Here is a 25,738-nt window from a genome sequence, read left to right on the forward strand (position 1 = left end):
GCTGAATCAGTTAACAGTAAACAGTGAGATAGTGCGTTCCTGTCGCCTTGCCTCGGCAAGCAACTATCGTTAGCGCAGCGTTAGCGACGCAGGAGCGTCACCCGTAAGGGTTAACAGTTATCACAATAAAATTGATTGCTGATAACTGATAATTGATCACTGATAACTGTTAAAAAGTACCCCAATAAGACTAGCTCCACGAGTGCTAACCCGTCGTTAAAAATAAGAGATCATGGCTGTTGCAACCCAATCCCTCGAAGAACTTTGTATTAATTCCATCCGTTTCTTAGCTGTTGATGCTATAGAAAAGGCAAAATCTGGACACCCAGGACTGCCGATGGGCGCAGCTCCGATGGCTTTCGTACTCTGGGATCGCTTTATGCGGTACAATCCCAAAAACCCCAAGTGGTTTAACCGCGATCGCTTTGTCTTGTCTGCCGGTCATGGCTCGATGTTGCAGTATGCCCTGCTCTATTTGACTGGCTTTGACAGCGTATCCATCGAAGATATTAAACAATTCCGTCAATGGGAATCCAAAACCCCTGGACACCCTGAAAACTTCATGACCGCAGGCGTGGAAGTGACCACAGGCCCTCTAGGTCAAGGTATTGCCAATGGCGTAGGTTTGGCTATTGCTGAAGCTCACCTCGCAGCTAAGTTCAACAAGCCCGATGCCAAAATTGTTGACCATTACACCTACGTAATTTTAGGTGATGGTTGTAACATGGAAGGCGTTTCCGGTGAAGCTGCTTCTTTGGCTGGACACTTGGGCTTAGGTAAACTCATCGCCCTGTACGACGACAACCACATCTCTATTGATGGTTCTACAGATGTAGCCTTTACCGAAGATGTTTCTAAGCGGTTTGAAGCTTACGGTTGGCACGTCCTCCACGTTAAAGACGGTAACACCGATTTAGATGCGATCGCTAAAGCAATTGAAGAAGCGAAAGCTGTCACCGACAAACCCACCATGATTAAGGTGACAACCACCATCGGTTATGGTTCTCCCAACAAAGCTAACACTGCTGGTATTCACGGTGCTGCTTTGGGTACAGATGAAGTCGCATTGACCCGTCAAAACCTCGCTTGGGAACATGAACCCTTTGTTATTCCTCAAGATGTCCTCAACCACACCCGCAAAGCCGTAGAACGCGGTGCAGGCTACGAAACCGAATGGAGCAAAGCCTTCGCAGACTACAAAGCTAAATATCCCCAAGAAGCGGCTGAATTTGAGCGTTACCTGAGTGGCAAACTCGCTGATGGCTGGGATAAGGTACTACCAACCTACACCCCCGAAGATAAAGGCGTTCCCACCCGGAAGCACTCCGAAACCTGCTTGAACAAATTGGCGGCGGTTGTTCCCGAACTCATTGGTGGTTCGGCTGACTTAACCCACTCCAACTTAACCGAAATCAAAGGTAAAGGTGACTTCCAAAAAGGACAATACCAAAACCCCAACATCCACTTCGGCGTGCGCGAACACGCAATGGGTGCAATCTGTAACGGTATTGCGTTACATGGTTCAGGGTTAATTCCTTACGGTGCTACCTTCCTCATCTTCACTGACTATATGCGGGCTGCTATCCGCTTATCAGCCTTGTCTCTAGCTGGCTCAATTTGGGTAATGACCCACGACTCCATCGGTCAAGGTGAAGACGGCCCCACCCACCAACCCATCGAAACCCTAGCTTCTCTCCGCGCTATTCCTAACTTGACAGTGATTCGTCCTGCTGATGGTAACGAAACATCTGGTGCTTACAAAGTAGCCATTGAAAGAGCAAAACAAAATGATCCTACTTTGTTGGCATTGACTCGTCAAAACGTCCCCAACTTGGCAGGTACATCTATTGATAACGTAGCTAAGGGTGGATACGTATTAGTAGATTCTGAAGGTACACCAGACTTAATTTTGATTGGTACTGGTTCAGAATTGAGCCTCTGTGTAACTGCTGCTGAGAAACTCACAGCCGAAGGTAAGAAAGTTCGTGTTGTTTCCTTACCTGCTTGGGATTTATTTGAAGCCCAAGACGCAGCTTACAAAGAATCTGTTCTACCTAAAGCAGTCACCAAGCGTATAGCAGTAGAAGCTGCTAGCAGTTTTGGTTGGCACAAGTACATCGGTACTGAAGGCGACACCGTAACCATTGACCGTTTCGGTGCTTCTGCTCCTGGCGGCGTTTGCTTGGAGAAATTTGGCTTTAGCGTCGATAATGTGTTAGCTACAGCTAAAAAATTGTTGGGTTAATCGCAACAGAATATTCTCTTGAGTTTTAAGGTGGGTAGTTTATACCCACCTTTTTTTTAAGCAAAGTGGCGCGAATTGCAGTAAAAGTTTTTTAGGAAATTAACACAAGCGAGGTAGCTAGAAATCAGAATTGCTTTTGAGGTGGCAATGTTGCTAGAACAAAGATAAGAGTATTAATTATATAGAGTTAAACAGTATGTACATCCAAATTAAACCGGAACTAGAGCAATTTATTCAGGCACAGCTTGCAAGTGGCAGATTCGCTAGTGTAGATGATGTCATAAATGAAGCATTTAAAATGCTATAAGAAAGAGAGCGGCGAATTGAAGATTTACGACAAAAAATTGCTGTAGGAACTGAACAAATTGCTAAGGAAAAGTAACTGATGGCGAAGCTGTATTTGACAGATTACAAGAGAAAATTCGTTTAATTGCTGAGAAGTCCTCTGGATGAATAATTATTCGCTTTCAGATGCAGAAATTCAAGACTTAGATGAAATTTGTGAATATATTGCTCGTATTAACCCAAAAGCAGCGTCTCAGCTTTTTGATGACATTCGCCGGAAATGTAAATTAGTAGCTAATTTTCCTAATATGGGGAAAAGTTATGGAAGGCTCATCCCAACCCTGCGAGGTTTTATTGTAGTCGAAATATCTAAAGCCGTGAACTAGAAGTATAGCACTACGAACATACGTTAGGACATTGCTTAAATGCAGCATCTACACAATCACGAAATGCTTCAAATTCATCCCACCGTTGCCTCATCCAGTTTTTGAGTACAAACCACCAACGTTCAATTTTGTTAAAATCGGGGGAATATGTGGGCAGATACCAGATTTCACATTGAGCTTCTGCCACAATTTCATTGATGAGTTGAGAACGATGAAAAGTTGCATTGTCAATGACAATTACATCACCTGGTTGCAACTGTGGCAGTAGACACTGCTCTAACCACATCTCAAATAAATCGCGGTTACAAGAACCCTCAAAAGTCATGGGCGCAAAAACTTTGCCTTCTTTGAGGGCGGCAATCCAACTGACTCGTTGAGTACGCCTTCCGGATTTAAGACTATGAAAACGCTGTCCAATCTCACAATAACCATAGGGATATTCTTCCCGATTATCTATCCCTGCTTCATCTACATACACAATCTGATGTGGCTGTTTAGTTTTCAGTCTCTGCTGAAATTCTTGGCGTTTTTTTTCATCTCTTTGTTGGTAGCCGTAAGTTTTTTTTTCCGACTAATGCCCATCTTTTGAAGGGCATCACTGATGTTTTGCTGTGTTACATTGTCTCCCCACAACTGTGCCATTTGACCTTGAGTTTTGTCCCCATACTGTTGAACAAATTTACTAAATCTTTCCCAGTCAGTAATTTTATGACCACTACCTTTTTGAAAATTAACGTTCGCCTGACAGTCCCCTGTTTCTTCTTCTCGTTTTAACCATAGGTCTAAGGTGTTCCGGCTAATGTCAAATATCCGACACACATCTACTTTCCGTTCTCCTCGTTTCACTGCTTCTATCGCTTTTATACGTAGATCATAACTGTAGGGGGCTGGCATATATCATTTATTTGCTTTCATCCCTAACATCTTACGTCTTAACGTGTCTTCGTATTGCTATATGTGCTGTACTCTCGCTGCTAACACAAAGGCAATATTGCAGGAGGAAAATCCACACTGCAATTTGCCTTGTCTAAGTATCTGTTCAAAAATCAAGTAGGAATCCTATAGTTAAGTGGTTGCTTCTTAATAGCAGGTACACCCTCATATCTAGCCTCTAAAAGTCCAGATAGTTCCTTACTAAAACAAGATACACTATCAACTAACCAATTAATTTCTGCCAGGTTATTGGCCCAACGATAGCATCAGCCAATAAACCATACTGTCTTTGAAATTTCTTCACGGCTGCTTCTGTTTGTGGGCCAAAAATGCCGTCAATCTCAACACCTATACGGTGTTGTAAATATCTGACTACAGGGCCTCCAGCATGATTAGGTCTCAGGATACGTTTGGCGAGAATTTGATTAATAATATTCCAGGTAGTTTCTCCCACAATTCCTGTTTGTTCTATGCCCACTATCTTCTGAAATCTTTCGATCGCGAATTTAGTTTCAGGATTAAGTTGATTATTTTCTACTAGTGCTTTACCGTTTTTATCAGTAACTTTGAGCCTATTTAAAGACTTTTGTAGCCTCATTACACTAGTATCTATATTTTGTTCTTCATCTGGAACAGCATTTACAGCTACTGTAGGTAATTTACCAGTCAAGCCTTTAACAATAGCGTCAGCAGTTGCTTCAGAATTAAATAGATTCATATCCTTTTGAGAATCTATGAAGCAACATTCCACCAGAATTGCAGGCATATTAGTATTTCGCAAAACAAATAGGTGAGAACCGTTTTTTACTCCACGATTAAAATATCCTAATTTAACTATTTCATCTAATACAGGTTGAGCAATTCTTCTGCCTGAGTCGCTAGTTGCAAATACTTCTACACCATTGGCCTGTCCATTAAAGGCATTGAAATGGATAGAAACAAAAACTTCGACTCTAGAAGTATTAGCTCTATTGCATCTTTGTGAGAGGGAATCTCTAACTGAAGCAGCTTTATCCGGCTTACATAACACTACTTCGTGACCTAAAGCCTGTAACTTAGAGGCCACTTTGGTACCAACATCTATAGTTAAATTATCTTCAAATCTGATACCTCTAGCTCCTGTATCTGGTGGGCAATTGTGACCCATATCTATGCCATATTTCATGAGTTCATCCTCACATAATTTTCCAATACACTGATTGCTGTTTATTTTTGATTTTGATTTTATATCCTGTTTGATAAAATCCATCACCTCTACTGGGATGGAGTATTTTCACTGCTGGGGGTGAATATTACAAGATATTGCTGAAAGAATTCCATTGAACAAGTTCGTATTTTAACAAAAAAAAATTAGTCAATAGTCAATGGTCAATAGTCATTAGTCATTAGTCATTAGTCATTAGGGAACAGGGAACAGGGAACAGTTTTTCTGATCTCCTACTTGTCTCCCAATGCCCAATGCCCCATTCCCCATTCCTCATTTCCTCTGGGTGGTGAATACGCACCACATGACAAACACTGTCAAACTCAGATAAATAGACACAGTTAGCCACTCTTGCCAGCTACCAGATAGATTATTCATCAGTAAGAATGCGGTAAATCACTAAAATACTTCTCTATTCTCTAATCTACGGGCTTATACTATCGGTAGATTCCTGGATTGATTTTCTCAAAAAACTTTGGCATTTTTCCGGAAATGACTAAAATGCAGTGGTATTACCTATTAGTACAGCTAAGTACAACGATTTATACAGAAACTTTATATTGAACCCCTGGGGAATATACCCCCTTTACAATTGTCAAAAGCCTGGTGTTTAACGCCGGGCTTTTGATTTTGATACCCAGTTGGCGATACACATCAGCATTTGAGCCTAAATATGTTCCTATGGTGGCAAACCGCATCATCTCATTTTTGAGTAGATTAGCAATAGGTAATCTTTGGGGCAATTATGACTTTTGTAACAGAGCAGGATTTGGTCTTAGTCGTTGGTGCAACAGGTGGAGTTGGACAGCTGGTAGTAGGAAAACTTTTACAGAAAGGTGTTAAAGTACGCATCCTAACAAGAAATACCCAAAAAGCTACAACTATGTTTGATGACAAGGTGGAAACTGCGGTTGGAGATATCCGCAACCTCAGCACACTTACCGCCGCAGTAGAGAATGCCACTCATATCATTTGTTGTACGGGAACTACTGCTTTTCCTTCTGAGAGATGGGATTTTAACCCGCAACCTAACTTAATTGATTGGGTGAAAATTTTTCTGGATGCTGACTACAGAGAAACTGCGGCGAAAAATACCCCCGCAAAAGTCGATGCTGAAGGTGTGAGTAATTTAGTCAATGTTGCGCCAAGCCATCTGAAAAGGTTCGTTTTTGTCTCATCTGTGGGGATTCTTCGCAAAAATCAAGTACCTTTTAGCATTCTCAATGGCTTTGGTGTGCTGGATGCTAAACAAAAGGGTGAGCAAGCAATTATCAATTCGGGATTACCTTATACAATTATTCGTCCTGGCCGTTTGATTGATGGCCCTTATACTTCCTATGATCTCAATACTTTACTGAAGGCTACTACAGGCGGTAAGTTAGATGTGGTCATTGATAAGGGTGATACTCTAGTCGGTGATGCCAGTAGAATTGATGTGGCGGCTGCTTGTGTTGAGTCTATTTTTTATCCCTCTGCTACCAACCAAGTTTTTGAACTAGTTAATAAGGGAACAAGGCCGCCTGTCATTGATTGGGAAAAGCTTTTTTCAGGTGTTGCATAAATGCAAAATGATTTAGATAACCTCTTACTGATTTAGGACATCTTTCTTGTGTTGCGGTGCAGCAGCTACCGCAGCAACTTCTGCTAGTAGCTCCTGAGAAACTCCCATCTCCTTCAAGGTTTCCATCAAATCCTCTGCAACCGCATCAAAATGTTCGCTGCTTAAACCTTGTTTTTCCACCAAATCTTTGTGAGCTTCTCGCATATAGCGACCGTTATACTTATCAGTTCCACCAAAGGCATAAGTTAGAAAAGCTTTCTGATGTGCGCGTTGCTTCTCCATATCCACATCAGCAAAAAAGTGCTTGATGCGGTCATCCTGCAAGACTCGCTCATAGAATTTGTCAACAGCTAAGTCAACAGCAGCATCACCGCCAAGTTTTTCAAATAAAGTCGCCATAATTGCAGTCCCAATATGTTAGTAGATAGTGATGAGATGGAATTAGAATGAGGTACATTGATGTCTGCCAATGAATCGGATCTCTCCTAATAACCTGATCCACAATTTCAAGGCTAAGAAACAGTTTGTAAACATTTATAGACAATAAATTTAGACTTTGTAAGTAGTTTTAGTATTCAAAGAATCATAACTGTATTACATCATATGATTCACAGACTTTAGGTAAAAGTTCATAATTCTTTCTATCACGACTTATAGGTGAGGCGATGTCTGTCACCAGTATGCAAACTATCCTCTGCAACTTGGTACTAATGAGAATTCACAACAATGCTCTGCCTTGCTAGGCTAACACAATTGAGAAACTTAGGTTTTAATCAACTTTATTGCTACCACTAGCGATAACACACCCACCTGCTAGTAAAAAGGCTAAAGTCGTCCCTACTGCACCTATGAGGGGTGTAATGCTTTGGGGTTGGGGAAGGAATACGCCGAATAAACTCATGGCTAATGAAAATCCCCCGAAGTACATTCCTATTCCTAAGCCTGACCAACGTTGGGGCATTAATTCTAAAGCAAAGGGAATTGTGCCGTTAATAATTAAACTAAAGCCTACGATAATTATTAATATCAAAGCAACTGGTAAACCTGCGAAAACTATTAATAGTAGAGAAATAATAGTTAAACCAATACCAATTAAAATAGCGCGACTATTACCTATTTTAGTGGCAACCCAACCAGCAGGAGGAGAGGCAAAAGCGATCGCAATTCCTACCGCCACCATTAACCAATCATTCTGCCCAAATTGCGCTTGTAAATTTTTACTCACAACATCCATGAGTAAGCGAGAACCCCAACCAATTCCAAAGCCAGCACCCAAAATTAAACTGAGTTCTGACCAAGGTATGGGGTTGATTGCTGCGTGATGTTCGTCAACTGGCTTATCAGGAGGGGTAACTATACGTAGTGCTGCTGTTACCGCTAATAATACAAAGGAAGCGATCGCAAAGGTGAAAATCGGCCCTAAACCCAAAATAAACTGATTCACCACACCCCGAAACGCCCCAATTATTCCCCCTGTTAATGTGACAACACTAAACGCTAACGGTAACTCGGCAGGGAGAGAATATTTAATTAATAAAGCTATAGCCGGTGAGCGAAAGATAGTCATGGCGATCGCCCATGCTATTAATGTAAAAGGGAGGAGCGATCGCCAAACCTCAGTCGGCGGGACAAAAGTTACAATACTAGGAATTGCTATAAATAATGTGGCGGACATAATCACACCCGCCGATATCAACAAAAATCTACTACCTACCCGTTCCTTGGCTTTGTCTGACAGTCCACCCATGAGAGGTTCTAAAATTACAGCCAAGGCGTTTTCGATAATTAAAACAACCAATGCGAAGGATGCGGGAAAACCAAATTGGGTTAAAAGTTGCGGTACGTAAGCATTATAAATTACCCAACAGATGGTAATTGCTCCTTGCAATGCTGCTAATGTCCACACTTGCACCCATAAAATATTAAATTGTGGTTTGGCAATATTCATTTAAAGCGTGATCAATAATTCCCCTATACCAATTCGCAATTCGCAATTCGCAATTCGCAATTAAAAAACTTAGATGCAGCAAAGCTTTTAGTGTTTATGTCTGTATCAAGGTTTTTGTGAATTGGTATTAAGTCTAAGATACAGAGATTTTGGGGCTTTATTTGTAAATTAAATAGAAGTTTTTTTTACAATTCGTAATGGACTAATACCAATTCACTAAAATTCTGATAGAGATACAAACCCAAAAGCCTCTGTCAAGTCAGGATTTATCAATTGCGAATTGCGAATTGCGAATTGCGAATTGCGAATTGGTATAACGTCCAGCTACGCTAACGCAATTAAATAGATAGTTTGCCATTAATTTTATCTTTGATTTTTCTGGTAGAAGCAACTAGAATTTTGCCAATTTCTTTGGTTTCTTGCAGAAGAGGTTCAAATTTATTTTTTTCAACTAATTCTGATTCGATTAATATTTCGAGCCAATATTCAGTTTCTCTTTCTTCTTTAAGTGCAATCTCTAATTTGTGAAGAAAATCTTTATCGGATTGAGCAGATTGGGCTTCTCTGACATTTGCACCAATGGAAGTACCGCTACGTAGCAGTTGTTTTGATAATGTTCGATACACTCCAGGTTTTTCATCTAAAAAACTACAAGCTTTAACTATCCTGATTGCTAAGGCTTTTGTTCTCTCGCTAATACCAATATTTTGATTCATACATTTAAATCTGAGTTGATAACATTCTTACTCACACTCAATTAAATGTCTTTTAATTTAGAAAATTGCGAATTGCGAACTGCGAATTGCGAATTGTTTTAGATGTTACAGTTTACAAGTCTGGATGCGAGAGAAAAGAACACCCCACTTAACGCCCCCTAACCCTACCAACCCCCCCCTAGCCAATAACGGGAGGTGTCCTCTAGAGAAGAATGTATCAAAAGTTACTTGACTATAATCTATCCAGTTTCCTTTCACTCTCCATCCTACGCGATCGCCAAATTTTTCCCAGGCTTCTTTGTAATACTGACCGTCTGGTTTACCACCAACGCTTAAGTAGATTTCTTTTTGAACACTGAAGCCAAAATGTCCATTGCTATATTTTACCCACAGGCGGTCAATGGTACGGAGGTCAGTACAGGGAAAGTTTAATAATTCTTCACTTCTAATCCAATCTCCATCCTTACGCCCTACTACCTGAAGCATTACCAGATAGGTTTCATAGTCTGCTTCCTTCCATTTTTTTGCTGCTAGTAGGTCGCGCAATTTCGTATAATCTACACCTTTTTCTGAGGCTAATTCATTTTGACGTAGTTTTTCCGCTTCTTCTTGTTCGCGTTTTAGTCTTTCGGCTTCTTGTCGTCGTATTTCAGCCTGTTGTTCTCGCTTTAGCTTTTCTGCTTCTTCCTGTTCTCTTTGTCTTCGTAAAGCCTCAGTTTCCTGTCTTTGTCTCTCAGTCTCTTCCCGTTTGCGTTGGCGTTTCTGCTTAAGTTCTTCCACCACAGCGCGGATACCTCTAGCTACATCTGTAAAAGCCTCATCTTGATCAGTCCAAGATTTGACAGGTTTAGCATTTTTAGGTAAAGCTTGTAATCTAGCAAATGGCGCGCCAGCCCAATCAACACTCCGCAAAATCACCGGAATTACACAAGCTTCACCTTTGTCATGGCGTTCTATTGCCCTTTTAACTTCCACATCCCAACAATACCTAGAAAAAAGGAAGTCGGAACTGACAAGCAACAGAATAATGTCGGCTGTATTTAAATTGTCGTTAATTTGATGATCCCATTCTTGCCCAGGTAGTATCTTGCGGTCATGCCAGCTTGATATTACACGCTGATATTCTAATATAGTCAGGTGTTTAGCTAATTCATCCCGTAGAGTTTCATCCTTGTGAGAGTAAGAAAAGAAAAGCTTGAAAGATACCTCTGACATTTTCGCGCTCAGGAGTAGGATAAATTAGGCTTAGGTTAAATTATAGTGTTTTTGCCTAATTTCCCTGCGAGGATGTTTGGAAACTAAAGACCCCTCTCCATAACTTGCTTCTCTTATGATGGCGTAAGCCTACCCACAGGGTAATTCTCCCCTGCAAGGCTACGTGTAAACACAAGTATTAACATCTGACCCAGTATCGTTTTGATCCCCCCTAACCCCCCTTGAAAAAAGGGGGGAACAAGAAAAAAATCAAAGTCCCCCTTTTTAAGGGGGATTTAGGGGGATCGAACCCACATTCAGTCAAGCCGAAAAAATTTTATTTAGTATAACTTTTAACTAGATTCTTCATCTAAAGCCTTCTGTATTGCCCTCCTGCAAAATTCCGAAGGATCATCTTTTGCCTTCACTGCGTCTTTCATCTCTTTAGTGACGCGAAAACTTAGGTTGTCTGTTAACTCTCTACTCTCCTGATTTCCAAAATTCTCTGGTTTACCTTTAGGGTTTGACATTATCCCAAGAAATTTAAAAATAAATCTAATCGATGCGCCTATCAATCTACATTATTGAATCAATAATGCAATCAAGCCAGAAAAATTTTCTTGAGTATAACTTTTAACCAGATTCTTCATCTAAAGCCTTCTGTATTGCCCTCCTGCAAAACTCTGGAGGATCTTCTTGTGCTTTCACCGCATCTTTCATGTCTTTAGTGACACGGAAACTTAATTGTTCTGTTAATTCTTTACTTGGTTGATTACCGAAATTTTCTGGTTTACCTTTGCGGTTTGACATTGTATAGAAATATAAATAACGCTTGAATCCGATGAAACCAACGGTATAGAGTTTTTAAACGGTGGTGGTAACAAGCTGGAAACTGGTACACCACCGATACCACTTTTACAAAGGGCAATACTTATTTTATGCTTTTTAGTCGCACTGAACTAGAACTGTTAACCATTCCCCAACTAAAAATGCTTTGTAACCGCTATGGATTAAAACCAACAGGGAATCCAGGTTACAAGACCGCATACATCACAACCTTAATGGCTTTTCCTGCACTAGCATTAAAGCAACTAGAAGATGGCAGAGGCTTAAAATTCCCTACTTTTGTTAGTTATCAAGCGGTAGGTAGTGCATTAGAAGAAATGGGAACACCCACTACAGAACAGTCCGCACTCATCAGAATTTCCCTGGAAGGTAAATCAATTAATCATCCTGAAAAGTATGGTCAGCAAAAATTAATCGCCTTATACAATGCTAAAGATCATCTAGAACGGGCAATCAGTTTGTTAGAGATTCAGTAGGGACTGGGGACATAAGAGGTAGAGGGCAGGGTGCAGGGAGAAATGGGGAATTTTTCGCCCCCTTGCCCCCTGCCCCCTGCACCAATTCCCCATTTAGTATTCAGGAACGGAAGGATCTACTTCCCGACTCCAAGCGGTGATACCACCTTTAACATTTGTACCGACAATTCCCGCATCCTTGAGGATAGCTAGAGCTTTAGCCGATCGCCCGCCCATTTTACAATGAGCAATTAAGCGATGACCGTTGAGTATTTCTTTGACTTTGGCTACACCATTACCATTTTCAATTTCTGGTAAAGGTACTAATACTGAACCAGGAATTTTGGCAATGTCGTACTCGTTGGGGTTACGCACATCTAGTAGCACAAAATCCTTTGCACCACTATCAAGTAATTCCTTCAACTGAGTTACAGTCATTTCTTGAATATCTTGCTGCTGTTGCGCCTCGGCTGCTTTGGCTTGGGGAATACCGCAAAATTGTTCGTAGTCTATCAGCTTTTCAATTACTGGGCGCACTGGGTTGGGACGCAGTTTTAACTCTCGGAATTTCATATCTAGGGCATTGTACAGCAACAATCTGCCGCTTAATGTATTGCCATTCCCCAGAATAATTTTGACGGTTTCTGTGGCTTGAATGACACCAATAATCCCTGGCAGAATCCCTAATACACCACCTTCTGCACAGGAAGGAACCATTCCTGGTGGTGGTGGTTCTGGGTATAAGTCGCGGTAGTTCGGCCCACCTTCGTAGTTAAATACTGTTGCTTGTCCTTCAAAGCGGAAGATTGAACCGTAAACGTTGGGTTTGTTTAACAATACGCAAGCATCGTTAACTAGATATCTGGTGGGGAAATTATCTGTGCCATCCACCACGATATCGTAATCTTTCACGATATCTAGGGCATTTTCGGAACTTAAGCGAGTTTCGTAGAGATCCACCTGACAATAGGGGTTAATCTCATGAATGCGGTTTTTTGCAGATTCAATTTTGGGTTTACCTACCCAGGATGTCCCATGAATAACTTGACGCTGGAGGTTGGAAGTATCTACAACATCGAAGTCAACAATACCGATGCGACCGATACCTGCGGCTGCTAAATATAACAGTAGTGGTGAACCTAGCCCACCTGTACCGATACATAATACACTGGCAGCTTTCAGGCGTTTTTGCCCATCTACTCCCACCTCTGGCAAAATTAGGTGACGAGAGTAGCGTTCGTAATCATCTTTGGTCAACTGGATCTCATCCAGATTGGGATTAAGCGACATATCGTATACCAATACTTTCAGCGTTTAATCTAGTATTTCTAGTACCAAAATAGTAATTTAAGCATTAAAGCAGTTTTAAACGCTTTGTGTCGTAGCTTTTTGGCTAGTAATATTCTAGTTTACTACTAGGTAGCACATCTTTGACCCCTAACCTTACGCATTTTAAGCTTGTACCCTTAACCTCACCCTTTCCATTCCGACCAGTGACGATAACCCAACTCACTCACACAAAAGTTATATATCCGCTAATTCTCTTTGCTTATCTGGTTGTAAATAATGTTTCATTATCTTATCTACACTTGTTCCACAAACATCAGCTAATAATGCTAGGTCTGTACCATTATTAGCTTGAATACTGATAAAGGTGTGTCGAGTTGAGTAGGGTTTAAGATATTGAAGTTTCCCCTCATTAACTAATGTTGTGACAATTCCGTTATAAACTCTTCCTTCACTGTATTTTTTATCCCAAACTCCAGCTAAGGTATCTAATGAAACTCGTTTACCATTTAGTTTTGTAAACAACAAATCTGTACCAGAACAGTTCTTATTAGCTGTGTTCAACCTATCTATTAACATAGCTAAACGAGAATTTTTCTTGAACTTAAAGATGCGAATAACATTAGTTTTTGTTTCTTTAATTTCTTTGCTAACAGAACTATAAGCATCTTCAAAACGTATCCAGCCCTTGTCTAAATTAATATGTCTCCACTCAAGAGCAAAAGCTTCTCCAGGTCTACAACCTGTAAGAAATAGAAATTCTATTAATTCTGCTAATTGTCTGAATGATGGTTTTTGAGAAGAATAAAAAGAGTTGATGATCAAATTCCTTTCTTTGATTGTATATGCTCTACAATCTTCTTCTTCCTGTAGTTGTTTTGACTTTTTTTGTGGTTTATAAAATTTCTTTATTTCTGCAAAATAATCTTTTTTTAGTGTGCCGTTATTTATGGCTCTTTGGGACATTGAACTTAAAGCACTAAATAGTTTACCAATTGAATCAGAATTAGTGCGTCTAGCACACAGATCATCTATTATTGTTTGGGCTAATTCTTCTGTAAGTGGTTTATTTAAATAGTTTTTTAGCAAGTAAACAAAACTTCCTTCATATCTTCCTATGCGTGTACCGTTTGATATCTGCTTGGTGTCAACCTTCCAATTTACATACTCTTCCCAAAGTTCTTTAAGTGTAGGAATTGGAAGGCTACCTGGAAGATTTACAACATTGCTCTTGAGTTCAAGATACTTGTTTAAAGTAGGGTCAAAATTAATACCATTCTGGTAATCAATATCTTTTTGAATTCGTCGTGTTATTCCTTCAGCCCAATTTCTATTATCATTTGTATCACTTCTTCCCAGTCCTATATATTTTTGTCTTTTTCCGTAAAACTGTTGAGAGACACGACTGTTAAACTGCAATCGTAGAGAACCTTTGTCAACTCCTAACCTCACATCTGTTTGCTTGCTGGATTCTTGCTTACTGTACATTGCTAGTATTTTTCTAGTATTAGAATACAGTAGTTATTGTATGGCAAAGGTTTTTAATTGATTATTATTATTTTTTAAATCCAGATTGGGATTAAGCATAGCAGTTTGAATGAAGACGCGCGGAATATTGATTGTATCGAAAAATGATGTCTGTGTTTTATTTTAAGTATTGAGATTATGTTATCAGGAATATGGGGCATGGGGCATTGGGAAAGTCTTCTTAGTCTCCATTGCTAGCCTCTAGTGCTGAATTATCTCGGTTTGAAATTGATGATTTTCGTCAAGAGTCCAACTGTTGATTTCACTGGCTACACCGTTTTGAACGGAAACTATGATGTATGAATATCCTGGCCAAGCATACAAGCGATCGCATTCTGAGGGAACGGCGGGATAATTGGGATGAGAATGATAGATACTAATGATATTTAAGGCACGCTCCCGTGCTGATTTTTGTACTTGTAACATGATTTCGGGAGCGATCGCATATCTTCGTTCGGTGCTGTGGGTGTTACTATTCTCAGCAAATTTTTCTGCTTCGCTATTCCAAACATTGGCTGTGGGTATCACCTCAACTACAGTTTTCACACTCCCAATGACATAGCCTAAAATTAACCCACAACACTCCTCTGGGTAAGTGCTTTCAGCGTGACGTTGAATGGTTTGTAAGTGTTCTGGGAGCAGTTTAATCACTGGTGGAAGTATGACATTGACTTTGCCGAGAAATAATTATGCCATCGGTTGGCGTTACCGTGGTTTTCGCTTTAATATGACTACTAAATATTACGTGAGTTCGACAAATTTTAAAAACCCCTCTCCAAACCTCTCACGCCAGTTGCTACAACTGGGGAAACCCCCGCAACGCACTGGCTCCCCTGCAAGGAGAGAGGCTTAAAAACTTTTTTCTCCTTGATCTTTAAAAGATATTTAAGCCCCTCTCCGATGCGGAGAGGGGTTGGGGAGAGGTCATCGAACTGACGTCAAATATCAACCATTCACCCTCAACGCTGAAATTAATCATGATTGATCAGGAACAAGTTCGTAAAGTTGCTTTGCTGGCGCGTTTAGAATTAACTCCCGAAGAAGAACAACAATTTACTACTCAGCTAGGTAGTATTTTGGAATATGTAGAGCAGTTGAGTGAGTTGGATGTCACCAATGTTCCGCCTACAACACGGGCTATTGATGTCAGCAACGTGACAAGAGAAGATGAATTACAGCCCTATCCTGAAAGAGAAGCTATTCTCAACAATGCACCAGAGCAAGAAGGCGATTTCTTTAAAGTACCAAAAATTTTGAATGTGGAATAGTCATTAGTCATTAGTCATTAGTCATTAGTCATTAGTCATTAGTCAGCACTCAGCATCGGCTAAACGCCGCGCTACCGCTAACAGCACTCATTACTCATTACTCATTACTCATTACTTCGTCTACCTTGTCTCCCATGCCCAATGCCCAATGCCCCATGCCCAATGCCCAATTCCCCACACCCCTCAACCCTCCGGTGTAGGCATCGTAAACTGCGGAGTGGGCATAGTGGGTAATACTATAGGCTGGGGTGTGGCAGCATCTAGTTGTAATTGTGCTTCATTGCGCGCTCTGATTGCGGGCTGGTCGTTTGGCTTGTATTTTATTGCTTGATCATAGGATGCGATCGCTTCTTTGTAACGTTGCAAACTATACAAGGCGTTACCGCGACTATACCAGCTTTCGTAATGATTGGGTTTGTAGCGTACGGCTTGGCTATAGGATGCGATCGCATCTTCGTATTTTTGTAAGTTATATTGAGAGTTGCCTAAACTATACCAAACTTGATAATTCTTGGGTTGAATTTTGGCGGCTCGATTATAAGCTTCTATGGCTTCGGTGTAATTTTGGTTTTGATGTAATGACCAGCCTTTACCATACCAAGCTTGATAATTATTAGAGTTGATTTTCAAGATTTGGTTAAATGTTTCAATTGCTTCTGGATAACGTTGTAAGGTAATTAAGCTATTCCCTTTTGATAACCAAGCTGCTTCATAATTGGCGTTATATTGTACCGCTTTATCATAGGCTTTAATGGCATCTTCATAACGTCTCAAGTTAACTTGAGAATTGCCTAAATTGTACCAAGCACTAACATAATTAGGTTTGATTTCTACGGCTTTATTATAAGCTGCGATCGCTTCATCATATTGTTTTAAATTTTGGAGGGCTAAACCCTTATTATACCAAGTCACATAATCGTCTGCTTTTAATTCTAACGCCTTATTATAAGCATTAATAGCATTATCATACTGTTTTAATATACTGAAGGTTTCACCCTTAGCACTCCAGATTTCGGGAGAATTTTGATTAAGTTTTAAAGCCTTATCAAAAGAGGCGATCGCTTCTTGGTGTCGCTGTAATTTTTGTAAGGCAAAACCTCTACCACTCCAAGCTTCTGGGTAATCTGGTAAAATTTGAATAGCTTTATCATAGGCTGTCAATGCTTCTTGATATTTCTCTAATTTCGCCAGAGTTCTAGCTTGTCCATACCAAGCTTGTGGATAATCTGGTTTCATGGTGGTGGCTTGGCGATAAGCATTCAGAGCATCTTGATAGCGTTGCAATTCAAATAATGTGTTACCTTGTTTAGAAAGTTCTATGGCATTATTAATATTGACATTATTAATTACATAGGTTGCAGCTACACCAGTTAAACCCGTTAATAAAATTGCAAATAAAATTTTCAGGAATATACCTTTTCGATGCGAAAAAAAAGATGTTTTCTGGGGTGGTAGAGTAGGGGTTACAGGTAAAGTATTAGATACTGATTGGGTTAATTCCTTAAGTGCAGATAAAGCGGACGTAGCTGTGGAATAACGTTGACGAAAATCATAACAAACCATTTTATCAATCAAGTTAGCAAAGTCTGAGGAAACTGTAGCTTGATTACGCCAGATAATTTCATTAGTTTCGGGATCTTGCTCAATTTGCAAAGCTGATAAACCTGTGAGTGCTTGAATAGCAAGTATTCCCACTGCATAGATATCACTGCTAAATTTGGGATTACCTTGTGCTTGTTCACCAGGAATATATCCAGGTGTCCCAATAACTACAGTGGATTTCGGTTCACCTGCGGTATTGATGATTTGGGTTGTAATTTGTTTCACCGCACCAAAATCAATCAAAACTAATTTACCATCCTCACGCCGTAAAATATTACGGGGGTTGATATCACGGTGAATGACATTTTGCTCATGCACAAATTCCAAAATGGTCAGAATTTCTGCTAACAGTGCGGTGACTTCCGCTTGAGAATAGGTAAGTCCTGTGGCGATTTCTTGGGAGAGATTGTACCCTGGAATCAACTCCTGTACTAGATAAAACTCCGCGTTATCCTCAAAGTAAGCCAAAAGTTGCGGAATGCGATCGTGTTTGCCTAATTTATAGAGTACCTGGGCTTCTGTATCAAATAATCGCCTTGCAATTCCTAAAGTATGAGGATCTTTCGACTGGGGTTGGAGTTTTTTCACAACACACTTAGGTGAACCAGGCAAATGGGTATCACAAGCCACAAAAGTTTCACCAAATCCCCCTCCTCCCAAGTGGCTAATAATTTGGTATCTTCCCACAAGTGTGTTTCCTAGCATCCAGTGTACCTAGTCAAGTGCATTGCAATCTGATTCCAATCTTGCCATAGGTTTGGGATATTGGGCATGGGAGGAAAGCAGAGACAGCAGGAGAGAAACTGAATAAGCTGTTGTACTTTTAAATTGCATATTAATATTTGCAAGGGGGCAGGGGGCAGGGCGCAAGGGAGAGAGTTTACAGCTTTTATCGACTAATTAAATTATGCAACTTATGGGTGTAACATCTTAACTCAATAGAACGACGGAAAACAACAAACCATGTTAATTAATGTAAAAATAATATGAATTCAGTTCGTAGTAAGGACTTTAGTCCTTTTCTGTTCGCGTAGTGTCTCACTAGAGAGAACTAAAGTTTTGACTATAAACTTTTAATTATTTACCTTGTTCTACTTATCTAACTTTAGATACTTGCTTCGTGGCATCCTAATCCCTTAGTAGTGTTTTTTTATATATCTGATGAGAGATTGATTTTTAATAGTAGAAAAATCATACTCAATCAGATTTATGCGATGTCTCCAAACTGATATCGCATTATGATTTGGATTTTCCTATGTCAATACCCAATGTTGACCAAATTGGCTGTCAGTTATCTCAAGAATTGATATCTATACGAGAAAAAATTACTAGATTAAAAAAATTAGAAAAACAATATCAGCGCAGACAAGCATTACTTGAGGCACAAATCAAAGCTACCGGAGTTCAGCCACCTTTACAATTAATTAATGGTGGAGTTGCTAGTCAGGAATTACAACCAGAAAGTGAAGAACGGCTGAGACTGGCTTTAGAAGCTGCAAATATGGGCTTTTGGGATTGGCATATCCCGACTCAAAAAGTTATCTGGTCTGAAAATCATGAACTTTTGTTTGGTTTAATTCCTGGTAGTTTTGATGGGACTTGTGATGCTTTTTTAGCTTGTTTATATAGCGAAGATAGAGAAAGAGTTATACAGAAAATTGCCCAAACTCAAGCAGAAAAAACACCTTATAGTGATGAATTTCGTATAGTTTGGCCTGATCAAACGGTACATTGGATTGCATCTAAGGGAAAATTTTTCTTTGATCACCAGGGACAAGCGATCAGGATGATTGGAACTTGTATGGATATTACTGAAAGTAAACAAGTAGCAGCAAATACACAGAATTTAGTGAACAAAATTCAAGAACAAGCCAATATCTTAAATGCTATTCTTACTACTTCAGTAGATCACATTTTTATTTTTAATCGTACAGGTGAATATCAGTACGTTAGTCACGGTGGTGCGGCGGTATTAGGTTTGCGTCCAGAAGAGATGGTGGGAAAGAATGTGAGAGAATTAGATTTACCACCAGAACTCATAGAAAAAGTAGAGAGTCAATCTCAAACGGTCATCGCAACGGGTATACCAATTAAAGATGAGTGTACGTATGTCACAGCAAACGGGACTCAATACTATGAATATATTCTGACTCCACTACGTAAAGCTGACCAAAGTATTGAGGGTGTGATTACGGTTTCGCGTAACATTACAGCGCACAAGCAAATTGAACAATCCTTACGCCACAGTGAGGCTAGATTCCGGCGGTTGTTTGAATCTAATTTAATTGGGGTGGCTTTTTGGACTGTTGATGGCTTGATTACCGAGGCCAATGATGCTTATTTAAAATTGGCTGGCTATACCCGTGAAGAATTCGCCGCTTTGGGTAGCATTGATTGGCGAGAACTTACCCCACCTGAGTATAGTCATTTAGACGATCGCGCGATCGCCCAAGTTAAAACTCATGGTGTTTCCCAAATTTACGAAAAGGAATATATTCACAACGATGGTAAACGGGTAGCAGTGGTGTTAGGGATAGCTTTACTCAATGACTCCCAAGATAGAGGAGTGGCGTTTGTGCTGGATATTAGTCAACGCAAGCAAGCAGAACAAGAACGCGATCGCTTACTACATCAAGAAAGATTAGCACGCCAAGAAGCAGAGGTTGCTAACCGCATCAAAGATGAATTTTTAGCGGTTCTTTCCCACGAACTCAGAACACCACTCAATCCGATTTTAGGTTGGTCAAAATTACTCCGTTCCCGCCAGTTTAATCAGTCTACTATTGACCAAGCCCTAGAAACCATCGAACGCAATGCTAAACTACAAACGCAACTAATTGAAGATTTATTAGATGTTTCCCGCATCCTACAAGGTAAATTGACATTAAATTTGTGTCCAGTCAGTATAGTCATGGTAGTGGAAGCGGCGGTGGAAACAGTGCGACTAGCAGCAGAGGCTAAGTCTATTCTCATTGAGACAGTTCTTGACCATAATTTAGGTCAAGTCATGGGTGATCCCAATCGACTGCAACAGGTAATCTGGAATTTACTATCTAATGCTGTGAAGTTTACACCCCCTGGTGGTAGGGTGAACATTCACCTCACAGAAGTGAATCACCAAGTGCAAATTCAAGTCAGTGACACAGGTAAGGGTATTGCACCGGCTTTTCTTCCTTATGTGTTTGATTACTTTCGCCAAGCTGACAGTACCACTACCAGAAAATTTGGCGGTTTAGGTTTAGGACTAGCGATCGCACGTCAAGTTGTAGAATTACACAGAGGGAGTGTGCAAGCATTTAGTCCAGGGGAAGGAATGGGTGCTACCTTTAGAGTCAACTTACCACTGATACACAAACATGAACCCATGAGTTATGAAGAAGAACAACCGTTATCAACTCACCATCCGTCTTCAATACTGACAGGTAAAAAGGTTTTGGTAATAGATGACGAACCAGATATCAGAGATTTGGTCAGTTTTATTTTGGAAGACTATGGCATTGAAGTAACCGCCGTCAAGTCAGCACACGAGGCTTTAGAAAAACTATCTGAGTCATTACCAGATATTTTAATCAGTGATATCGGGATGCCGGAAGTAGATGGTTATATGTTGATGCGACAATTAAGACAACTACCACCAGAACTTGGCGGAACTATTCCCGCGATCGCTCTGACGGCTTATGCTGGAGAAATCAATCAACAGCAAGCAATGACGGCGGGATTTCAAATGCACATATCTAAGCCTGTCGATCCTGATGCTTTAATTGAAGCGATCGCTAGTTTAGTCATTAGTCATTAGTCATTAGTTGTGATTCTCTATTCCTGTGTTTTTTCTTTGTCATCTAGAAGTTACAGCCTGTTGTTGTAAAAAAGCTAAAACAATATCTCCTTCTGGAATTCCTTGATTAATTAAATCTTGAGTAATACCAGTTTCTATGCCATCATATTCAATCCAAACTTTGCCATCTTGAATAGTCGCATAAATTAAATTTCCTCTAACTCTTCTTCCTCTGTCCCATCCTACCTGCATGAGTGCATAACGACTTTGAACGTCATCAAATACCGTTTCTAGTCTAATTTCTCCATGAGAAGGACGGAGTCTAGCATATTTTTGCATGACTTGTTTTACGATGTTCTGATAATTCGTGTTGGTATCCATTGCTTAACCTCTACCTTCTCTGTATCTACGATTAGCAATCTCATGGGCAATTCACTAATTACAAGTTGACCAATTGGTTCGCTGAATATTTCTTCATAGGTGATATCTGTAATTGCTAGATATATTACACGATCCGGATCTACTTGATTGAGTAATAGCTGATAGAGAATGTATTGACCAATCGCTTGTTCTAAATCAGCGATCGCAGACCGACCTCGAAATTCTTTAATTTCAATTGCAATTCTACTATTTTGACGTTTAGCCCCAATCAATTTTGCTGGTAATTGCGTTGAAATATAGCTTTCGTTAGCCGCTAAATCTACAAATAAAAATCGTTCTCCATAAGATATGACAAAGGGATCATCTGTAATTTCCCAGCCATCTTTAATAATAGCTTGTTTAACAATGGTATGGATATTATCTCTTGGTGGCATCAATTAGAGGTTTTTAACTTAAAAAATATCCTATCACTTTGTAGATAGGGGACAGGGGAGATACAGAGAATATCAACTAAGTAATTTGGATAATTGATTTTCTGGAAGTCCCTGGTAAATCCCTTGCAGTTTATATAGAAAAGCCTCCCATATTTAGGAGGCTAAGACGTTAAGCGGAGACAATTTTAGTACCTACACCCAGACAACAGCGATCGCGCCTCCGAAAGCAGCGAAAATGGCAGATACTACTGCTGTGGCGAATAACCACCAAGCGGCGGAAGCGGCGGCTTTGCGGGTTTCTTCGGCTTGTCTTTGGGCTTGGTGTTTGACTTCTTCTAAACGGCGTTGGGCTTCGTGTTGTAGGCGTTCAGCACGTTGCAGGACTGTGTTCCGGGCGCGTTCAATTTGGTCGATAATCCGATTAGCATCGGCTTCGGAAATATCTTCACGGGAACTCATGATGGCTACGAGAGTTTCACGATTGAAGGATGAGAGGCGATCACGTAACGCTTCAAATCCTGCCTGCGGGTCTTCAAATACTATACGGATATCATGTTTAATCCCATCATAGTTGAGTTCGGGACGCTCTAAGGAATTGAGATAGTTACGAATTCTGGCAAAAATTCCGTCAATCACATCTTGAATCCGGCGTTGAATACTCCGCACTTGTTCCACAAATTGATCACGCACACCGATGATATTATCGGCAATTTGTGCTGCTTCTTGGTCACTGAGGTCTTCCCGAATTTTCAACAGGGCGATAATTGTAGAACGGTCGAAATGTGACAAGCGATCGCTTAAACTTTCCATCCCCACAGCTGGGTCATGCAAAAGTAATTGTATATCCCGCTTGATGCCTTCTGGGTTCAATTCTTCCTTGCCAGTGTACCGTAAATATGATTCCAGATAAGTTTGGAAGTTCTGCACTCTTTGTTGGGTGCGGGTAGCAAGGCGACGGGGTGCGCGCACGATATTGCGAATGGAAGTTTGCACAGAGTCAATGACTTCATTAACTTGGGTTTCACTCAAGTCTTGACGCTGACTCAATAATTTCACTAAGGTATCTCTGTCTACTTGGGACAACCGCCGCCGCAAAGCCACAACCCCTTCACTGGGATTTTCAAACAGTCGATTTAAGTCCCGTTGAATTCCTTCGGGGTTGAGTTCTGTTTTACCTGTGTTGCGTAAGTAATCGGCAATGGTGGTAGTTACAGAATCATATTGTGCTTTGGCTTTGTCAACTACGGCTTGGGGTGTATGGCGAATGCTGTGCCAAGAGTCTTCTACTGTGTTGATAATTTGCTGTGCTTGTTCCTCGCTGATATCTTGCCGTTGACTCAGTAATGTTACTAAGGTATCACGGTCAAACCGAGACAACCTAGCGCGGATGGCGGCAATACCTGCTTGGGGGTCGGCGAGTAAGGTTTTCAGGTCAGCCCGAATGGCATCAGGGTTTAACTCGGCTTTATCGGTGTTACGCAGATATGATTCGATATTTAACCAGAGAGTTTCAGCTTGATATTTGGCTTGTTCTGCGAGGTTTTTGGATTCTATCAAAGCGCGATCGCGTTGTTTGTCGATTTCATCCAAAACGCGCTCAATTTCATAAAACTGAAGGTCATTACGTTGCAGCAAGATTTTTTGCATTTCGTGACGGTCAAGAATCGCCAACCGTCTAGAAATGGTTTCATAGTCTGCATCAGGGTCTGTAATCAGGGGTTTAAAATCCCGTTCAATTCCCTCTGGAGTCAAATCAGCCTTAGCTGTCACTAGTAAATAACTCTCGACTCGCCGTTCTAAGTCCTGAGATATTTCCCGTTCTTCCTCCGCCGTCACCAGTAATAATACTTCTTGACGGACTGCTTCTAGGCGATCGCTAATATGTTGAATTTGGCTTTGGGTGAGTAATCCCCTATCTTGAAGAATATTCGCAAAATCTTCGCGAGAGAGTCTTTCTATTTCCCGCCGCACTGTTCCAGAGTCGGCTGCTGGATCGTAGATCACATCCCGAAATTCTTCGGCAATTCTTTCTTCACTCAATTGCCAAGCATAGGTAGTATGTAGATAGTTTTCCACATCAGCGCGAATGGGGCTGTAGGGTCTCGAAGGTGTGGGTAGTCCCAATTTATCAGCTTGGGCTGTAGCTTTTTCCTTGGCTGTAGTCAAAGCCTGCCAAATTGTTTCCACATCCAAATCAGATAAATCAGCCCGTCCTAAAACTACCCCAGTTAAAGCCGATAATCCCTGTTGTAGTGTACTTTGAATTGGCCCTGGGGCTGCCTTTTGTTCCTCACCTTTACCTGGACGCAGTTCTGCAATTAACCTGTCTAATTTGGCATTTAGTTCATCGGTTTTAGTTTGTCCTGTTGGGAGAGTTTTGAGATAGTTTACCAATTCACTCAGGCTGTCTTGCATTGGTTGTTGCTGACCCATAACCTGTTGCCACACATTGTATAAACTGTCAGCAATGCGGTTAACATCTCGCTTGGATAAGTCTGTACGACTGCTAACTAATTCCACAAACTTTTGGCGGTCAATATGACGCAAATCAGAACTAGCAGCAATTCCTCTGAGTTGTGGATCTTGGAGTAAATTTTCAAATTCCCGACGAATATGAGTTACGTCTAATTCTGGTGGACGCAGCTTTTCAATATAATCTTCTATGTTTTCTCTGATACTGATAGGGTCAATTGCGCTGCCTAACTCTCGACGTACCGCAGAGGCGGCGGCTTCAGCTGTAGCGACCACTTGCTGATTCACAGCTTTAGCACCCAAGGCGGCGGTAGCTGTCCCCATAATCGCCTGAAAGCCAGAGGTGGCGGTATTAACTACCGAACCAATTAATGAACCAACGGTAGTGGAACTCACCCACACCAATAAGAGAAAGTACGCACCCCAAATCACCAAACCTAGAATTGCACCCAATCTGGGGTCAAATACCAAAAGGCTTAACTTGACTGAGAGAAATGAGGCAATTAATAAGGCTATGGTGACAGAAACTAAAGTCCAAAGTCCTACAGCCGTGCCAATTTTGCGAATTGTACCGCCAAAACTGCCCTCCGAATCACTACCGGAATCAGAGGGACGACCCAAATAAGAAATCCCCGCCGCAACAGAGAGATTAGTTAATACCAATTGGAAAGCAAAGGCTAAAATTACGCCCGATAGTAAAGCCACAAAAAAGCGTGGCCCCGAAGTCAACAAAGATAATTGCGCTGGTGACACACTAGAGGGATTAGGATCAATTGGGACTTGTGCCACCCACCATAGAGGCTTGTAGAGTGCCGTAATGATATCTGTACTTTGAAAAAACATTGTATGTCCTTGCACTAGTCGGTTAGAAAATTTGGTTAATTAGTGTGTGAGTAGCAATGATGGTTTAAGTATGTCTTTATGGGTATTGGCTACATTTTTGGTTATTATTAGAATCCTGAAAATTGACAGCTAAAATCATCTCCCTAAAGATTGAAAGCATATCTGACGCGAGATAGAAGTTTATTTTTTATATGGGTTTATTTTCAATAAATGAGCAAATAATAACTAAATAAACCTGAATATTTCAGAATAAAAAGCTTGTTTTTTTAAGAATTTCCTAGGAATCATTTATTTTAGTAATTAACTGGCTTTATTACAGTTGCACACCGAGATTTACATTTATTTACAAATATAATTTCCATCACCTCCAGAAGAT

The 25,738-nt window shown here is 40.6% G+C and carries 22 protein-coding genes; 7 read left to right on the forward strand and 15 right to left on the reverse strand.

The genetic code is table 11. From position 1 onward, the window contains the following. Nucleotides 1–232: 232 nt before the first annotated feature. From tkt to CLI64_RS26105, 3 genes are all read left to right on the forward strand, one after another. Nucleotides 233–2,245 carry a transketolase gene (gene tkt, locus CLI64_RS26095; RefSeq protein WP_103139946.1) on the forward strand — a complete coding sequence of 671 codons (2,013 nt, stop codon included), beginning with the start codon at nucleotides 233–235 and terminating at the stop codon, nucleotides 2,243–2,245. Nucleotides 2,246–2,441: 196 nt separating this feature from the next. Continuing rightward, nucleotides 2,442–2,552 carry a type II toxin-antitoxin system ParD family antitoxin gene (locus tag CLI64_RS31720; RefSeq protein WP_225977431.1) on the forward strand — a complete coding sequence of 37 codons (111 nt, stop codon included), beginning with the start codon at nucleotides 2,442–2,444 and terminating at the stop codon, nucleotides 2,550–2,552. A 142-nt stretch (nucleotides 2,553–2,694) separates the two neighbouring features. After that, nucleotides 2,695–2,916, forward strand: coding sequence for a type II toxin-antitoxin system RelE/ParE family toxin (locus tag CLI64_RS26105; RefSeq protein ID WP_103139947.1), 222 nt, complete (start codon nucleotides 2,695–2,697; stop codon nucleotides 2,914–2,916). A 10-nt stretch (nucleotides 2,917–2,926) separates the two neighbouring features. On the opposite strand, the gene CLI64_RS26110 is transcribed toward CLI64_RS26105, so the two are convergent. Beyond that, a protein-coding gene (locus tag CLI64_RS26110; RefSeq protein ID WP_225977432.1) for an IS630 family transposase occupies nucleotides 2,927–3,810 on the reverse strand; the annotation gives its coding sequence in 2 pieces (ribosomal slippage) (nucleotides 2,927–3,481 and nucleotides 3,484–3,810; 882 coding nt in all). Between the two features lie 262 nt (nucleotides 3,811–4,072). Continuing rightward, a complete protein-coding gene (locus tag CLI64_RS26115) occupies nucleotides 4,073–5,014 on the reverse strand; it encodes an N-acetylmuramoyl-L-alanine amidase (protein ID WP_103140885.1) in 942 nt (313 codons plus the stop codon). 784 nt (nucleotides 5,015–5,798) lie between these two features. Between CLI64_RS26115 and CLI64_RS26120 the strand changes: the two genes are divergently transcribed. Continuing rightward, a complete protein-coding gene (locus CLI64_RS26120; RefSeq protein ID WP_103139948.1) occupies nucleotides 5,799–6,614 on the forward strand; it encodes an SDR family oxidoreductase in 816 nt (271 codons plus the stop codon). Between the two features lie 24 nt (nucleotides 6,615–6,638). On the opposite strand, the gene CLI64_RS26125 is transcribed toward CLI64_RS26120, so the two are convergent. The 6 genes from CLI64_RS26125 to CLI64_RS31320 form a co-directional block, all read right to left on the reverse strand. Beyond that, the gene (locus CLI64_RS26125) at nucleotides 6,639–7,013 is read right to left on the reverse strand and encodes a group 1 truncated hemoglobin (protein ID WP_103139949.1); all 375 of its coding nucleotides are present in this window, start codon (nucleotides 7,011–7,013) and stop codon (nucleotides 6,639–6,641) included. A 370-nt stretch (nucleotides 7,014–7,383) separates the two neighbouring features. Beyond that, nucleotides 7,384–8,562 carry an MFS transporter gene (locus tag CLI64_RS26130; RefSeq protein ID WP_103139950.1) on the reverse strand — a complete coding sequence of 393 codons (1,179 nt, stop codon included), beginning with the start codon at nucleotides 8,560–8,562 and terminating at the stop codon, nucleotides 7,384–7,386. 338 nt (nucleotides 8,563–8,900) lie between these two features. After that, nucleotides 8,901–9,278: a four helix bundle protein gene (locus CLI64_RS26135; protein ID WP_103139951.1), complete on the reverse strand. Its 378-nt coding sequence runs from the start codon at nucleotides 9,276–9,278 to the stop codon at nucleotides 8,901–8,903. A 105-nt stretch (nucleotides 9,279–9,383) separates the two neighbouring features. Then, nucleotides 9,384–10,493, reverse strand: coding sequence for a GUN4 domain-containing protein (locus tag CLI64_RS26140; RefSeq protein ID WP_103139952.1), 1,110 nt, complete (start codon nucleotides 10,491–10,493; stop codon nucleotides 9,384–9,386). A 332-nt stretch (nucleotides 10,494–10,825) separates the two neighbouring features. Beyond that, complete coding sequence (locus CLI64_RS31315) at nucleotides 10,826–11,002, reverse strand: hypothetical protein (RefSeq protein WP_192881599.1); 177 nt, start codon at nucleotides 11,000–11,002, stop codon at nucleotides 10,826–10,828. Nucleotides 11,003–11,105: 103 nt separating this feature from the next. Beyond that, a complete protein-coding gene (locus CLI64_RS31320; protein WP_192881601.1) occupies nucleotides 11,106–11,282 on the reverse strand; it encodes a hypothetical protein in 177 nt (58 codons plus the stop codon). A gap of 128 nt (nucleotides 11,283–11,410) precedes the next feature. Between CLI64_RS31320 and CLI64_RS26150 the strand changes: the two genes are divergently transcribed. Further along, nucleotides 11,411–11,794: a hypothetical protein gene (locus tag CLI64_RS26150; RefSeq protein WP_103139954.1), complete on the forward strand. Its 384-nt coding sequence runs from the start codon at nucleotides 11,411–11,413 to the stop codon at nucleotides 11,792–11,794. A gap of 93 nt (nucleotides 11,795–11,887) precedes the next feature. On the opposite strand, the gene moeB is transcribed toward CLI64_RS26150, so the two are convergent. The 3 genes from moeB to CLI64_RS26165 form a co-directional block, all read right to left on the reverse strand. Continuing rightward, a complete protein-coding gene (gene moeB, locus CLI64_RS26155; RefSeq protein ID WP_103139955.1) occupies nucleotides 11,888–13,063 on the reverse strand; it encodes a molybdopterin-synthase adenylyltransferase MoeB in 1,176 nt (391 codons plus the stop codon). A gap of 234 nt (nucleotides 13,064–13,297) precedes the next feature. Further along, nucleotides 13,298–14,548: a tyrosine-type recombinase/integrase gene (locus CLI64_RS26160; RefSeq protein WP_103139956.1), complete on the reverse strand. Its 1,251-nt coding sequence runs from the start codon at nucleotides 14,546–14,548 to the stop codon at nucleotides 13,298–13,300. Nucleotides 14,549–14,788: 240 nt separating this feature from the next. Further along, complete coding sequence (locus tag CLI64_RS26165) at nucleotides 14,789–15,238, reverse strand: Mov34/MPN/PAD-1 family protein (RefSeq protein ID WP_103139957.1); 450 nt, start codon at nucleotides 15,236–15,238, stop codon at nucleotides 14,789–14,791. Nucleotides 15,239–15,564: 326 nt separating this feature from the next. Here CLI64_RS26165 and gatC point away from each other — a divergent pair, with 326 nt between their 5' ends. Continuing rightward, nucleotides 15,565–15,855 (forward strand): Asp-tRNA(Asn)/Glu-tRNA(Gln) amidotransferase subunit GatC, encoded by a 291-nt coding sequence (gatC, locus tag CLI64_RS26170; RefSeq protein ID WP_103139958.1) that lies wholly within the window; start codon nucleotides 15,565–15,567, stop codon nucleotides 15,853–15,855. Between the two features lie 183 nt (nucleotides 15,856–16,038). Here the strand turns inward: gatC and CLI64_RS26175 are convergent, their stop codons facing one another. Then, nucleotides 16,039–18,162 carry a tetratricopeptide repeat protein gene (locus tag CLI64_RS26175; protein ID WP_103139959.1) on the reverse strand — a complete coding sequence of 708 codons (2,124 nt, stop codon included), beginning with the start codon at nucleotides 18,160–18,162 and terminating at the stop codon, nucleotides 16,039–16,041. Between the two features lie 550 nt (nucleotides 18,163–18,712). Between CLI64_RS26175 and CLI64_RS26180 the strand changes: the two genes are divergently transcribed. Next, nucleotides 18,713–21,253: a PAS domain S-box protein gene (locus tag CLI64_RS26180; RefSeq protein ID WP_225977433.1), complete on the forward strand. Its 2,541-nt coding sequence runs from the start codon at nucleotides 18,713–18,715 to the stop codon at nucleotides 21,251–21,253. A gap of 39 nt (nucleotides 21,254–21,292) precedes the next feature. On the opposite strand, the gene CLI64_RS26185 is transcribed toward CLI64_RS26180, so the two are convergent. The 3 genes from CLI64_RS26185 to CLI64_RS26195 all read right to left on the reverse strand — a co-directional run bounded on the left by CLI64_RS26185 (nucleotide 21,293) and on the right by CLI64_RS26195 (nucleotide 25,362). Beyond that, nucleotides 21,293–21,613, reverse strand: a complete 321-nt coding sequence (locus CLI64_RS26185) for a XisI protein (protein WP_103139960.1) — start codon at nucleotides 21,611–21,613, stop codon at nucleotides 21,293–21,295. Further along, nucleotides 21,580–22,047 (reverse strand): XisH family protein, encoded by a 468-nt coding sequence (locus CLI64_RS26190; protein ID WP_103139961.1) that lies wholly within the window; start codon nucleotides 22,045–22,047, stop codon nucleotides 21,580–21,582. The genes CLI64_RS26185 and CLI64_RS26190 overlap by 34 nt, the downstream gene beginning before the upstream one ends. Before the next feature lie 192 nt (nucleotides 22,048–22,239). Then, a complete protein-coding gene (locus CLI64_RS26195) occupies nucleotides 22,240–25,362 on the reverse strand; it encodes a hypothetical protein (protein ID WP_103139962.1) in 3,123 nt (1,040 codons plus the stop codon). Nucleotides 25,363–25,738: the final 376 nt, after the last annotated feature.

It is taken from the genome of Nostoc sp. CENA543 (assembly GCF_002896875.1).
Lineage (GTDB): Bacteria > Cyanobacteriota > Cyanobacteriia > Cyanobacteriales > Nostocaceae > Trichormus.

What these genes read in the sequence shown, in the direction of transcription:
- tkt (WP_103139946.1), top strand. Translation starts at nt 233, where the DNA reads ATGGCTGTTGCAACCCAATCCCTCGAAGAACTTTGTATTAATTCCATC.
- CLI64_RS31720 (WP_225977431.1), top strand. Translation starts at nt 2,442, where the DNA reads ATGTACATCCAAATTAAACCGGAACTAGAGCAATTTATTCAGGCACAG.
- CLI64_RS26105 (WP_103139947.1), top strand. Translation starts at nt 2,695, where the DNA reads ATGAATAATTATTCGCTTTCAGATGCAGAAATTCAAGACTTAGATGAA.
- CLI64_RS26115 (WP_103140885.1), bottom strand. Translation starts at nt 5,014, where the DNA reads ATGAAATATGGCATAGATATGGGTCACAATTGCCCACCAGATACAGGA.
- CLI64_RS26120 (WP_103139948.1), top strand. Translation starts at nt 5,799, where the DNA reads ATGACTTTTGTAACAGAGCAGGATTTGGTCTTAGTCGTTGGTGCAACA.
- CLI64_RS26125 (WP_103139949.1), bottom strand. Translation starts at nt 7,013, where the DNA reads ATGGCGACTTTATTTGAAAAACTTGGCGGTGATGCTGCTGTTGACTTA.
- CLI64_RS26130 (WP_103139950.1), bottom strand. Translation starts at nt 8,562, where the DNA reads ATGAATATTGCCAAACCACAATTTAATATTTTATGGGTGCAAGTGTGG.
- CLI64_RS26135 (WP_103139951.1), bottom strand. Translation starts at nt 9,278, where the DNA reads ATGAATCAAAATATTGGTATTAGCGAGAGAACAAAAGCCTTAGCAATC.
- CLI64_RS26140 (WP_103139952.1), bottom strand. Translation starts at nt 10,493, where the DNA reads ATGTCAGAGGTATCTTTCAAGCTTTTCTTTTCTTACTCTCACAAGGAT.
- CLI64_RS31315 (WP_192881599.1), bottom strand. Translation starts at nt 11,002, where the DNA reads ATGTCAAACCCTAAAGGTAAACCAGAGAATTTTGGAAATCAGGAGAGT.
- CLI64_RS31320 (WP_192881601.1), bottom strand. Translation starts at nt 11,282, where the DNA reads ATGTCAAACCGCAAAGGTAAACCAGAAAATTTCGGTAATCAACCAAGT.
- CLI64_RS26150 (WP_103139954.1), top strand. Translation starts at nt 11,411, where the DNA reads ATGCTTTTTAGTCGCACTGAACTAGAACTGTTAACCATTCCCCAACTA.
- moeB (WP_103139955.1), bottom strand. Translation starts at nt 13,063, where the DNA reads ATGTCGCTTAATCCCAATCTGGATGAGATCCAGTTGACCAAAGATGAT.
- CLI64_RS26160 (WP_103139956.1), bottom strand. Translation starts at nt 14,548, where the DNA reads ATGTACAGTAAGCAAGAATCCAGCAAGCAAACAGATGTGAGGTTAGGA.
- gatC (WP_103139958.1), top strand. Translation starts at nt 15,565, where the DNA reads ATGATTGATCAGGAACAAGTTCGTAAAGTTGCTTTGCTGGCGCGTTTA.
- CLI64_RS26175 (WP_103139959.1), bottom strand. Translation starts at nt 18,162, where the DNA reads ATGCTAGGAAACACACTTGTGGGAAGATACCAAATTATTAGCCACTTG.
- CLI64_RS26180 (WP_225977433.1), top strand. Translation starts at nt 18,713, where the DNA reads ATGTCAATACCCAATGTTGACCAAATTGGCTGTCAGTTATCTCAAGAA.
- CLI64_RS26185 (WP_103139960.1), bottom strand. Translation starts at nt 21,613, where the DNA reads ATGGATACCAACACGAATTATCAGAACATCGTAAAACAAGTCATGCAA.
- CLI64_RS26190 (WP_103139961.1), bottom strand. Translation starts at nt 22,047, where the DNA reads ATGCCACCAAGAGATAATATCCATACCATTGTTAAACAAGCTATTATT.
- CLI64_RS26195 (WP_103139962.1), bottom strand. Translation starts at nt 25,362, where the DNA reads ATGTTTTTTCAAAGTACAGATATCATTACGGCACTCTACAAGCCTCTA.